At 31.6% G+C, this 13120-nt stretch carries 14 protein-coding genes; 4 read left to right on the top strand and 10 right to left on the bottom strand.

The features are described 5' to 3' along the window. The 4 genes from RR430_RS07710 to RR430_RS07695 all read right to left on the bottom strand — a co-directional run. Positions 1 to 839 (bottom strand): coiled-coil domain-containing protein (locus RR430_RS07710; protein ID WP_332508864.1); only part of this gene is annotated, 839 nt, incomplete at its 3' end. Continuing rightward, positions 839 to 1744 (bottom strand): permease-like cell division protein FtsX, encoded by a 906-nt coding sequence (gene ftsX / locus RR430_RS07705; RefSeq protein WP_332488284.1) that lies wholly within the window; start codon positions 1742 to 1744, stop codon positions 839 to 841. The genes RR430_RS07710 and ftsX, both read right to left, overlap by 1 nt. After that, positions 1734 to 2426: a cell division ATP-binding protein FtsE gene (gene ftsE, locus RR430_RS07700; RefSeq protein ID WP_332488282.1), complete on the bottom strand. Its 693-nt coding sequence runs from the start codon at positions 2424 to 2426 to the stop codon at positions 1734 to 1736. Before ftsE ends, ftsX begins: the two co-directional genes overlap by 11 nt. Positions 2427 to 2465: 39 nt before the next feature. Continuing rightward, positions 2466 to 3314: a YitT family protein gene (locus tag RR430_RS07695; RefSeq protein WP_332508863.1), complete on the bottom strand. Its 849-nt coding sequence runs from the start codon at positions 3312 to 3314 to the stop codon at positions 2466 to 2468. Between the two features lie 83 nt (positions 3315 to 3397). On the opposite strand from RR430_RS07695, the gene RR430_RS07690 reads away from it, so the two are divergent. The 4 genes from RR430_RS07690 (at position 3398) to RR430_RS07675 (ending at position 7511) form a co-directional block, all read left to right on the top strand. After that, entirely contained in the window at positions 3398 to 3862 is a 465-nt protein-coding gene (locus RR430_RS07690; RefSeq protein WP_332488279.1) for a VanZ family protein, read from the top strand. Continuing rightward, complete coding sequence (locus tag RR430_RS07685) at positions 3863 to 5449, top strand: hypothetical protein (RefSeq protein ID WP_332488277.1); 1587 nt, start codon at positions 3863 to 3865, stop codon at positions 5447 to 5449. Positions 5450 to 5514: 65 nt separating this feature from the next. Then, a complete protein-coding gene (locus tag RR430_RS07680; protein WP_332488276.1) occupies positions 5515 to 6807 on the top strand; it encodes a metallophosphoesterase in 1293 nt (430 codons plus the stop codon). An 86-nt stretch (positions 6808 to 6893) separates the two neighbouring features. Next, positions 6894 to 7511, top strand: a complete 618-nt coding sequence (locus tag RR430_RS07675) for a biosynthetic peptidoglycan transglycosylase (protein ID WP_332488275.1) — start codon at positions 6894 to 6896, stop codon at positions 7509 to 7511. A gap of 32 nt (positions 7512 to 7543) precedes the next feature. Here the strand turns inward: RR430_RS07675 and RR430_RS07670 are convergent, their stop codons facing one another. The 6 genes from RR430_RS07670 to RR430_RS07645 all read right to left on the bottom strand — a co-directional run. Then, entirely contained in the window at positions 7544 to 8179 is a 636-nt protein-coding gene (locus RR430_RS07670; protein WP_332508862.1) for a hypothetical protein, read from the bottom strand. An 11-nt stretch (positions 8180 to 8190) separates the two neighbouring features. Then, positions 8191 to 8679, bottom strand: a complete 489-nt coding sequence (bilS, locus tag RR430_RS07665; RefSeq protein WP_332488271.1) for a flavodoxin family protein BilS — start codon at positions 8677 to 8679, stop codon at positions 8191 to 8193. 1 nt (position 8680) lies between these two features. Continuing rightward, positions 8681 to 9784, bottom strand: a complete 1104-nt coding sequence (bilR, locus tag RR430_RS07660; RefSeq protein ID WP_332508861.1) for a bilirubin reductase — start codon at positions 9782 to 9784, stop codon at positions 8681 to 8683. Then, positions 9777 to 10205, bottom strand: coding sequence for a bilirubin utilization transcriptional regulator BilQ (gene bilQ / locus RR430_RS07655; RefSeq protein WP_332508860.1), 429 nt, complete (start codon positions 10203 to 10205; stop codon positions 9777 to 9779). The genes bilR and bilQ overlap by 8 nt, the downstream gene beginning before the upstream one ends. Before the next feature lie 107 nt (positions 10206 to 10312). Continuing rightward, positions 10313 to 11414, bottom strand: a protein-coding gene (prfB, locus tag RR430_RS07650; protein ID WP_332508859.1) for a peptide chain release factor 2 whose coding sequence is annotated in 2 segments (ribosomal slippage) — positions 10313 to 11341 and positions 11343 to 11414 — 1101 coding nt in all. Because the reading frame shifts where the segments join, the coding sequence is not laid out codon by codon here. Next, positions 11414 to 13120 (bottom strand): preprotein translocase subunit SecA (locus RR430_RS07645; protein ID WP_332508858.1); only part of this gene is annotated, 1707 nt, incomplete at its 5' end. The genes RR430_RS07645 and prfB, both read right to left, overlap by 1 nt.

The raw sequence follows: 13120 nt of genomic DNA, 5'->3' as shown, positions 1-13120 counted from the left end.
GGTCTTAAGAAACCAGAAGAACTTGGAATTGTATCAATTGTTTCACTCATTGCAGCTAAATCTTTTTTAATTTGATCAATATTACCTGCAATACGATTTCCTTTTGCTTCCAACTCTGCTTCTTGTTTTTGTGATTCCTGTATCGCAACTTCTGCTCTATGTTTCATTACTATGATTTCATTTTGTTTTACTTGAACTTCTTCTTTTTGTGTTACTAATTCTGCTTTAACTGTTTCAAGTTCAGCTTTTGCTGTATTCAATAAATCTATTAATTCTTTTAATTCATTTTTAGTTTTTTCATCATAACTTGCAATATCACCGATTCCATTAGTACGACGAATCAAATCATTGAAATCTTTAGCTCCCATGATGATATCAATATATTGATTTAAACGCATTGATGATTGGCTTGCAACCATGCGATCTTTCATCTTTTGTTTAAGAGCTTCTACTTTTGCTTCATTATCAGCAATTTCTATTTCTTTTGTTTTTATTTCTTCTTCTTTAATAGAGATTTGACCATTTAGCGTTGTTATTTCAGCTTGTAGTGTCGCAATCTTCGCATTGTATCCTTTGATTTCTTCACCATACTTTTGAATATTCTTAGCAATCTCAGCTCTTTCAGCTTCTATTGCTGCCAATTCTTGGGCAAGTGAACTACTTTGATCGCTTATATACTGAACATAGCCAGCGCAAGCCGTTTTCTCTTCTTCAGTTAAATCAGTTCGAGCACATTTTGTATTCCATTCTTCTTTATTACTATAATCTTCAGCGATTACAGGAACAACAACACCAAGAATCATCAAACAACTCAACATTAATTTTATTAATTTTTTCATTATCTTTTCCACCTCAAATACTTTGTAACTGATAAGAAACTACCAATTAATCCTACTAGCATTCCTACTCCTAAAAGTAATAATGATACTTCCAAAACAAATGGATGTGGCGAAATTAACACGAACATACTTGATATTAGAACACCATTTAACTTTGAATAAAGATAAATGTATCCAAAGATTGTTACAAATATTGGAATAATTGCACCTAAAGCACCAATAATCATTCCTTCAACAACAAATGGAGCTCGGATAAATCCATTTTTAGCACCAACACTACGCATAATTGCAATTTCATTAGCACGTGCTAAGATTGTAACTTTAATGGTATTTTGAATTAAGAAAATAGCAAGTAAACTCAACGCTATTACAATTACAAGACCTCCCGCTCTTACCGAATTTAGTGCATCCACTAACATTACAGAACTGTTTCCACCATAGTTAGTATCAAATACACCTTCAATTTGAGCTATTTGGCTCGTAACTGCTTCAAGATTATTACCATCAGACACCTTTACATAGTATGCATTATGCATTGGATTATCCTCACGATAAGATTCAAATATTTCTTTTTCGTGTTCATCCGTAAAACTATCTATATAATATTGAAACTCTTCATCTTTACTTGAAAATGTTACTGTATCAATACCAGGTATTGCTTTTATCGCCAAACCAATACGATCAATGTTTTCTGCTGATTCATAATTGTAATCTATCATTACTGATATTTGAACTTCACCCTCAATTTTTGTAGTCATGTTATTAACATTGACTGTGAATATCGCAAAAATTGAAATAATAATTAAAGTAATCGTTACTGCTGATGCCGATGAAATTGACATAGCTGCATGTCGTCCTACACCAAAGAAGCCTTCTTTAATATGTCTACAAAATCTACTGAACATGTTTAATATAGCCTCCTTCAGATAAGTCAGCTGCTACATGACCATTTTCTAATACTATCGTTCTTTTACGATGTTTATTAACTAATGTAATATCATGAGTAACCATTAAGATTGTTGTTCCCTCTTCACGATTAATCTTTTCAAGAAGGACCATAATCTCATCCGATTTAACTGGGTCTAAGTTCCCAGTAGGTTCATCTGCAATTAATACCTTGGGTTTATTGGCAATTGCTCTTGCAATAGCTACCCGTTGTTGTTGTCCCCCGGATAGTTCATTTGGGAAAGAACTACCTTTATCATCAAGTCCAACCAAGTTCATAACTTGGCGCACACGATGGCGAATAATATCTCTTTTCATATTAATTACTTCTAATGCATATGAAATATTTTCAAATACTGTTTTAGCTTCTAATAAACGGAAGTCTTGGAAAACAACCCCTATGTTTCTTCTATACAAAGGAACTTTAGAATGTTTTAATTTTCCAACATTAATTCCAACTACATCAACATTTCCCTTAGTTGGTACTTCCTCTCCATCAAGAAGTTTTATTAAAGTCGATTTACCAGATCCAGTTGGACCAATGATATAAACGAACTCACCCTGTTTGATTGTAAGGTTTACATCATATAAGGCATTTACACCGTTTTTATAAGTTTTGCTTACACCTGTTAAAGTAATCATTCTGTTATCTCCTAACTAACATATTATAACACAATCAATTTAAACACGATATCCTATACTGAACCCCTCACCATGAACATCTGTAGCATCTGTTGTAATCACAAATGCCTTTGGATCAGCGTCATTAATCAAATCAATTAGTTGTGGATATTGATTATTTGAAACAACTACTAATATCATTTGTTTCTCATCATTTGTATACCCACCACGTGCTGTTGTTATAGTAGTTCCTCGACTCAATTTCTCATGAATCATGTTTGATATTTTATCGTGTTCAACAGAAATAATTTGAACCGATTTAGAATCTTGACCACCTATTGATAGTACTTTTCCAATTGCATAGCTAGTTGTAAATACTGATATAATTCCTATTAATACTGATTCCAAATCATAAGCAAAGAAGCCAAGCATTACTGTTAATCCATCTGTAATTAAAATTAATGTAGCTATCGACATATTCGTATACTTATGAACTACTAATGGCGGAATATCCATTCCCCCTGTGCTGGATCCTGTTCTAATAACCATTCCTATTCCTATCCCTGCAATAATTCCCCCATAAAATGAAGAAAGTAAGGGATCTAAAGACAATGGCGGTGTTAAATAGTTTGTTATAAAAGTTAAGAAAATAGGATAAATAAATGAACTTACAACAGTTTTCACCGCAAAATCCTTACCCAATAATATCCAACCAATAAAGAATAATCCAATAACTAATCCATTAACCATCACATCTGTTGGGATATCGACAAATACTCTTAGTGCAACGGCGATTCCAGCAACACCCCCAGATAAAATATTATACGGCAGTATGAAAAAACCCACTGCTAATGCTAATAAAAAATTTCCTAATAATATCAAAATCGCATTTCTTATATTAAACTTCATTATCCACCTCAAACTTACTGATTTATTATAACATAAACTTTTAATCATAAATATGTTATGATACATTACTATAGGAGGTTAAAATGAAATTCATAAAACGTTATTGTTGGGTTTTAGTCGCTTTAATTATTCTATTCATATTCATGAATTCATTTACTCCTGCTATTTCATCTAAAGAACTTAGCAGTACAGTAACAACATTTGTCTACCAACAATTAAGTAATCTACACATTCAAACTGAATACGAAACATTACATCACTTCATTAGGAAACTAGCCCATTTTTCAGAATATAGTTTTCTAGGATTTGTGATTGCATATGCATGTTTAAATAAACCATTTGTAAAATCAAAAATAGTGAACTTTGGATTTTTCTTTATCGTTCCCTGTATTGATGAATCAATTCAATGGTTTACCCCCGGAAGATCATGTGAATTTACTGATGTATTAATAGACTCATCCGGCATTGTATTTGGATGCTTAGTGTTTCTATTATTACTTAAATTAGTAAATAAATATAAGTTTCATAAACAAAAGAAAGAGGTCTAAATGAAAAAGAACAAAAATTTATTATTAGCTATCTTAGTATTTCTTATTATCTCGTTTGGTTGTTTCTATGTTTTACTACCTGCATTATCTATCCAATCGTATTCATCACTTATTATTTTCGGAGCAATATTATTTGTTACTTATCTAGTTTATACAGTAGGAGTTAATTTCTCTCAACCACTTACAACTATTCGTAATTCTTTTTACCTAACTGTTGCAGTTGGTGCCATCATTGTAATTGCAGTGCTTGGCGGAGTATTACACTCACCTATATTTATTAGTAAAACTTATGCAAATAGAATTGAAGTTACCGATGGTAACTTTGCAGAAGATATTAAACCTGTTGATTTAAGCAACTTACCATTACTTGACAAGTTAAGTACTGAAAAAGTTGGTGACCGTGTAATGGGACAATTACCTGAATTAATTTCACAATTCAGTGTTTCTGATCAATATACTCAAATTAGTTATAATGGTCGCTTAGTACGTGTAACGCCACTTGAATATAACGGATTCTTTAAATGGATTAATAACCGTTCAGAAGGTATTCCTGGCTATATTATGGTAGATAGTACTACCGGTGAAGCTAGTTTAATTAAGCTAGAAGATGGAATGAAATATGTTTCTAGTGGTTACCTAAATGATAATCTACAACGTCACATTCGTTTCCAATATCCAACTGAAATTTTATCAACATCAGTATTTGAAATTGATGATCAAGGAAATCCATACTTTGTAACGCCAGTCTTAAAGGTTAAATGGATTGAAATGTTACCTGATGTTAAAGGAGTAATCCTTACTAACCCAATCGACGGTTCATCTGAATACCACGATGTAGTTGATGTACCTAAGTGGGTAGACCACGTTTATCCAGCAAACCTTGTTGTCGACCAAATCAACTCTTGGGGTTCTTACCAAGATGGTTGGTTAAATAGCTTTATTGGGCAAAAGAATGTACGTATATCAACGCAAGGATATACTTACTTAGCAGATGAAACAGATATCTTTGTTTATACAGGTATTACCTCAGCAACTGCTGATCAATCAAATATTGGATTTGTACTTATTAATCTAAGAACAAAAGAAACTAAATTCTATGCTGTTCCTGGCGCAGAGGAATTCAGTGCTATGGCTTCCGCTGAAGGTGCTGTACAAGAAAAAGGATATATCTCAACTTTCCCACTATTAATAAACTTAGATAATCGGCCAACTTATTTATCTTCATTGAAAGATAGTGCAGGACTTGTAAAAGCTTATGCATTTGTTGATGTTCAAGATTATCAAAGAGTAAAAGTAACAGATAGTTCTCAAGGATTAGTTGCTGCTGCAAAAGCATACCTTCAAATTATGGGTTCATCTAACAACACCGAGCTAATAACAGGTGATGCAATTATCGGTACCGTAACCGATGTCCAAAGTGTTGTTATTGATGGGAACACTACATTCTATATTACTATTCAAGATGATGATGTAATTTATAAAGCCGTAATTACTGTTGATGATCGTTTACCTTTCATCAAAGTTGGATCTAAAATTTCATTCCAACAATCAAATGGTGTAGTTGTATCAATTAATTCAATAGAATAACTAAATTAATCTACTAAAGCTAATCTTTAGTAGATTTTTATTTTACTTACTTCTATAATTAGAATATGAAAAAAATATTATTATTACTATGTATACTTTCCCTAATGGGATGTTCAAACAAAGAAAATAAAAACTTACCAGAATCAATACACATGGCAGTCGCAACTGATTTGCATGTTATTGATCCAACATTAATTGAAAATAAAGAATTATATGATGATATTTCACTTAATAATGGAGATGGTCGTTTACTTAACTACTCACCAGAAATTACTGAGATTTTTATTGACCAAATGATTAAAGAAAAACCAGAATTTGTAATTTTAACAGGTGATTTAACTCTTGAAGGAGAAAAGCAATCGCATCAATGGTTAGCTCTACAACTAGAACGTTTAATCAAAGAAGGGATTCAACCACTGGTAATACCAGGTAATCATGATATATTAAACCCTTCATCACGTACCTATGGCAGTCCATCGGAATTTGTTTTAACGGTCTCTCCTGAAGAGTTTTCATCAATATATCAAAACTGTGGATATAAAAATGCATTATATAAAGATCCCCACTCACTAAGTTATGTATATGAATTACGTGATAATGCATGGATACTCATGTTAGATACCTCACGCTATCAAGAAAACACCTCACTAGGTGCAGAACACACAGGAGCATTAAGAACTGAAACATTTGATTGGATTGAAGAAATAGGTAAAATTGCAAAAGAAAAAGGTGTTGAACTAATTAGTTCAACTCATCACAACATTATTAAACACAATGAATTCTTTGATTCATCCTACACTTGTCTTAATACTTTAAAAATACAACGAATCTTTGACGAACAAAATATACGTATTAACCTAAGCGGTCATATCCATGCACAAACAATTGCACAAAAAGAATTAGGTAACGGACTTATCACTGATATTTGTTCGAGTTCACTACTTGTATATACCAATCAATATGGTGATATCACATATACACCATTCGATAGTTTCAACTATCAAACTAAAGATATCGATGTAGAATTATGGGCTACAGAAAATTCTAATGATGTAAATTTATTAAATTTTGAAAACTATTCTTATGATTATTTTAAGGCATCATCAACATCGAGAAGTTCATCTAAGTTCACTGATAAAAACTATACACCTGAACAAATTGCAGCTCTTAAAGATGCAAAAGGAACACTAAATTGTTACTATTTTGCAGGTACTATCAATGAAATACGTGATGAATTTATGCAATCAGAATTCTATGCTTGGCTAATTGAACAAGATGATGATACTAAATCATATATTAAATCCATGCTAGCAAAATCTGATATCAATCCAACAAATATCTCAATTAATTTAAAATAATGACAAAATTGTAAGATTATCGTAAGCCAACATTAAGGTGTTGGTTTTTCTTTTTGATTATAATTCATTCATAAGGTGGTGGTAACATGAGAAAAGCTATATTATTTACATTTATCTCATTCTCATTAATTGTTTTCCATTTAGTAACTCCAATTGTAAATTCAGGATATGAAATGTATAAAGAAGCTATTCAAGAAAAAGAATTATCAACGTTAGTAACAACCATAAGATCTAACGATAATTTTGTTACTATTGATGAAGTAAGTCCTAAATATATTAAAGCTTTAATTCAATCTGAAGATCATCGTTTTTACAATCATGATGGTGTAGATTTAATAGCTATAACTCGCGCAATGTATAAAAATGTGTTAGCAGGAAAATACAAAGAAGGTGGAAGTACCATTACGCAACAATTAGCGAAAAATCTTTATTTCTCTTTTGGAAAAAAATTAGATCGCAAAGTTGCTGAATTGTTTGTAGTTCATGATTTAGAATCAAAATATACAAAAAATGAAATATTAGAATTATATATCAATATTATTTATTTTGGTGAAAATTGTTACGGTATCCAACAAGCTAGTAATCACTATTTCAATAAAGCTCCAAGTCAACTAAATGAAGATGAAATAGATGCATTAGTATATACAATTAAATCACCAAATAACTATAATCCAAATAAACTAAAACTAACATTCGCAAACTAAAAGCACATGAAGAAATGATCATGTGCTTAATTTTATTTTGTAACTCCTGTATAAATTTTAACTACATCATTAAAAGCCTTCTTATCGGTTGAATTTACTGTAACTGAAAGTAGTATCGAATAATTCCCCTCAATACGAATTGCTGTCATACCAAAATAATCTTCGTCTGGATTTGATGGTGATGTAGCGATATATGTGAAGGCCTTAAACGTTTGTCCATTCACATCCATATCATATGGTGATGTTATAAAAACCTCTTCTCCTGCCCATTTTTTAGCAGCATCCATTTGCTCGCTTATAAGCATTTGAACAGTTGGTTTTTTATCTCTAATCGAAATATCCTCAATTAATACTCCCGTAAACTTAGAACCATCTGTACTCTCTAATGCAACATCCCAATAATAATTTGTATTTTTTTCTTCTTTACACTTTTCAAATGTTGTTGCCCACGCTTCGTTTTCTATTGGCTGACATCCATACAAATATGCAATTGATTCCTTACCCGTTTGTTGTAAATCACTAGGATAAGTAAATTCTAAATTAAATGATTCATTTTTATATAAATTATTATTTAAGGTTCCTCTTTCAAATTTTTTATTTGTTGATGTACACCCTGTTATTAACAATAAACTTAAAGTTACTAAACATGCTAAATATTTTGTTTTCATCAGTTTTTCTCCTATATATTTTTAATAATATTTTCTAGTCTTGCTAAATCCTCACTATCTGGATGTGATAATGCTAAATCAAAGTTTTCAATAAAACTTGAGACATTAAACTTAGCATTTGCTAAATCCATAGCTTCATATTTTTCTTTTACTGCTATTGGCATTTTACCTTGACACATATATTCACCAATAATTTCATTTGATTCATCGATTGATTGCTTAACGCAATTTAAAATACGATCATAATATGGTTTACTATTTTGAAATCCTGCTGTTCCAAATAAGAATATTTTTTTATTTTTTAATGTTTTTAAAAACTCTAAAATTACACCGTCAAAATTTCCCTTATCTACCCATGATCCGACAAAATATAACTCTGCGTTTACATCGGTATTTGGCATACCAATATACTCACAGTCTTCTTCTATATTTTCTTTGATTACATTTGCTAATAATTGTGTATTACCTGTTTTACTTGAATAAATAATTGCGCTTTTCATTTTATATTTTCCCTTCATAGATGCAATGAACACCTTGATGTGCTTGCATTCCTTTTAAGCATTTTTGATTACATCTTATACAATAGCGAATGGTTTTTTCTTCGTTATTTTTGATCTTATTAACCCATTCACTATCCGCAATAAGTTGTCTTGACATAGCGACCATTTGAATACGATTATTTTTTAATTGTTCCTCAATAAACTCTGGTTTTTCTAGACATCCTACACCACAAAGAGGTAAGTTTGTGTATTTTTTAACTTCATCAGCATATTTTAGAAAACAACCTTGCTCTTTAAAGTATGGGTGATTCAATGGTGGAATGGTATCTTCTAATTCACCATGATTTGCTAAAGCTACATGGAAACTATTTACACCGGCTTTTTCTAATATTGGTACAAATATACTTAGTTCTTCAAATAATACTCCGGCATTCCCATAATGAGGATTTTCTTGACGTACTGCAAGTTTATAATCAATTGCTATATTTGGACATTTTCTGCGAATAGCTTTAACACATTCACTAGCAAATCTAGCTCTATTTTCGGCACTTCCACCAAACTCATCTTCCCGCTGATTCATAATTGATGAACTAAAACTACCACATATACGATCTCCATGTACTTGAACCATATCAAATCCTAATTGTGTTGCTTTTTCAGATGCATCTGCAAAATTTTTGATAATGTCATTAATCTTACGTGTCGATAGTTTAGATATAAATTTAGGTACACTTTCATTTAATTTATTTCTTAAATCATTAGGAGTCATTTTCTTTACTAATACTAGCGGAATATATTTTATTAGTGATGTGAATTTGGAATCTGACTCATGTAATTGCGCACAAACTAATGCCCCCTCATTATGCACTGCTTCTATAATATCTTTGTAATACTGTTTTGATTTCTTATTATACATAGATAAGAATCCTCTTTTTGATACTGGTACATCACCAACAATAATCATCGCAACTCCACCTTTAGCAATTTCTCTATATTTCTCTATTGTTTCCTTGTGAGATAATCCCAATGATGTTGGTGCAAATATCACTCTATTTTTCAATTTAATCTGATTGATTTTTATTGAATTTAATACTAATTTATCCATTAATCTCATCTTCTTTCTCATCAAATAATTTCGCTAATAAACTAAATAAACATGTACTCTCCTGTTTAGTTAAGTTCTTCATTTTATTTTTTGTCCACTCAGAAAATATATTACGTGATTTTTCATAAGCTTCTTTACCTTTGATTGTTAACTCAATGAAACATGATCTTCCATCGTTTGGATTTGGAGTTTTTATTACATATCCTGAATCAACTAATCGATTAATATACCTAGTTGTATGCCCTGCATCCATTTTTGCAAATTGAGAAATTTCATTTGGAGAACATTTTTTACTTGCTCCAATTGCTAGTACGAAGTATTGCTGTCCTTTTGATAATCCAATCTCTTCAATTCTAGTTTTGTAGTAACTCATAAAACTTTCTCTAAGTTTAGTCATATACAATACTAAATTCTCTTCCATTGTTGACCCCCTTTTACTTGACATAGTCAATTATATTCTTTAACTTGACTTTGTCAAGTATAACAGCAAAAAAATATTGCATAATAAAACGAACCCTTAGGTCCGCTTTATTGTATTTGACTTTTTAAATATCCAAAAATGAATTCATCAATATTTCCATCCATGACACTTGAAACATTTCCAACTTCAACACTTGTACGATGATCTTTTACTAATGTATATGGGCAGAAAACATATGATCTTATTTGTGATCCCCACTCAATAGCTTTTTGTTCACCTTTTATAGCATTTACTTTTGCTTCTTGTTCCTCAATCATGCGTTGATAAAGTTTTGATTTTAACATGTTTAAGCAATGTTCACGATTTTGGATTTGACTTCTCTCTGTTTGACAAGTAACCATAAATCCTGTTGGCTTATGTACCATACGAACAGCTGAGTCAGTTTTATTTACATGTTGCCCACCTGCGCCACTTGCACGCATTGTTGTTATATCTAGATCTTTTTCATCTATTGTAATTTCAATCTCATTATTGAATTGTGGCATTACATCCACAGATGCAAATGACGTATGTCGTCGACCTGAAGAATCAAATGGTGAAATACGCACTAAACGGTGTACTCCCTTTTCAGCTTTAAGGTATCCATACACCATGTATCCTTCAATAAGAATGCTACATGATTTTATGCCAGCTTCATCACCATCTTGATAATCAAGTACTGTAACTTTATATCCTTTGTCCTCAGCCCAACGTGAATACATCCTAAACAACATTTGTGCCCAGTCCTGTGATTCAGTACCACCAGCTCCTGGATGTAGTTCTAGAATTGCATTGTTTTTATCGTATGGGTGACTTAATAAGACTTTAATTTCAAAGTCTTCAAACTTCTTCATAGTGTCTTTAAATTCTTCTTCAATTACCATCATTAATTCTTCATCAAATGTTTTGTTCATTTCCTCAACTGATTCATCAATACCTTGTAATTGCGTATTCAATTGTTTAAATAAAGAAAGTAATTCTTTGATTCCATTTGTTTCTTGAATTAATACTTGCGCTGCTTTTGGATCATTCCAAAAACCTTCTTGCGCCATTTCTTCTTCATTCTTAACTACTATAGCTTGTTTATTAGTTAAGTCAAAGAGATTCGCCTAGTTGTTTTAGCTTCAATTTTGAAGCTTCTAGGCTTTGTTTTATTTCATATAGTTCCATTACGCTTTTTTCTCCTCAATAACAATACGTACATTTAGACAGAAGCCCACAATTTCTTGGGAAATACGAACCATCATATCTTCAAACATTTCATAACCCTCTTGTACATATGCTTGTAGTGGATTTGATTGTGCATATGAACGCAAACCAATACCATCGCGTAGTTTACTCATAATATCAATATGATTTACCCAAGCACGATCGATTACTTTTAGTACCATTGTTTTCTCAATTGGTAATACTTGAGATTTTACTGGTTCAATCTTTTCTTCATATTCTTTCCAAGCTTGTTTAGTACAAATTTCTACTAATTCTTCTACTGATTTATCTTGTAAATCACCTGGGTTAAATTTCTCTTTAAATCCCATCTTTTCAAGATTTTCTAATATTTCTGGAATATTAATAACATCTTCTTTTCCACTATGATCAACATGTGAACTTACAATATTTGTTATTACACGTTTAAACATATCTTCAACGATAGTATGTACATCCTCATTTTCTAAGATGAAGTTTCTTTGTTCATAAATAATTTCACGTTGTTGTCTTAATACATCATCATACTCTAGTAACGCTTTACGAGAATCAAAGTTTACACCTTCAACACGTTTTTGAGCTCCACCAATAGATTTTGTAATTGTTTTTGATTCAATAGGTACATCTCCAAGTTGAGCAAATAATCCTTCCATTCTTTCACTACCGAAACGAACCATTAGTTCATCTTGTACTGAAACATAGAAACGAGAATATCCAGGATCACCTTGTCGACCAGAACGTCCACGTAATTGGTTATCAATACGACGTGATTCATGTCTTTCAGATCCAATTACTGCAAGACCTCCTATTTCACGCACACCTTCACCAAGTTTAATATCTGTACCACGTCCTGCCATATTTGTAGCAATTGTTACCGCACCTTTACGTCCAGCAAATTGAATAATTTCTGCCTCACGTGCATGGTTCTTCGCATTTAATATTTCATGAGGTATTTTGCGTTCTTTTAACATTTTCGCAATAAACTCAGATGTTTCAACAGCAATTGTACCAACAAGAACTGGTTGTCCTTTTTCATGACATTCTTTTACTTCTTCAACTAATGCTTCAAATTTAGCTTTCTTTGATCCAAATACTGCATCTGGATAATCAATACGAGAAACAGGTCTATTTGTTGGTATTTCTACAACACGCATATTGTATATACTTAAGAATTCTTCTTCCTCTGTTTTTGCAGTACCTGTCATACCTGCAAGTTTGTTATATAGACGGAAGAAATTTTGATATGTGATAGTCGCAAGTGTCGTTGTTTCTTGTTTAATTGAAACGCCTTCTTTTGCTTCTATTGCTTGGTGTAATCCATCAGAATATGCACGTCCTTTCATAAGACGTCCAGTATTTTGGTCAACGATTACAATTTCATCTTCTTGTACTACATATTCAACATCATTATGCATGATGTAGTTAGCACGTAATGCTTGAGAAATATGATGAACAGTTTGAGTATGTTCTAGTTCATATAAATTTTTAACTTTAAATGCTTTCTCTGCTTTTGTTACACCTTCATCTGTTAAGATGATTGATTTAGCCTTTACATCAATTTCAAAGTCTTCGCCTTCTTTTAAACCCTTAACAAAGCGATCAGCTTGAATATATAAATTTGCAGTTTGTTTTTGTCCACCAGAAATAATTAATGGTGTACGAGATTCATC

The sequence above is a fragment of the Anaerorhabdus sp. genome (genome assembly GCF_036641015.1).
GTDB lineage: Bacteria > Bacillota_I > Bacilli_A > Erysipelotrichales > Erysipelotrichaceae > Anaerorhabdus.
The sequence above is the reverse complement of the archived record's forward strand: the minus strand, read 5'-3'. Positions and strand labels throughout refer to the sequence as shown.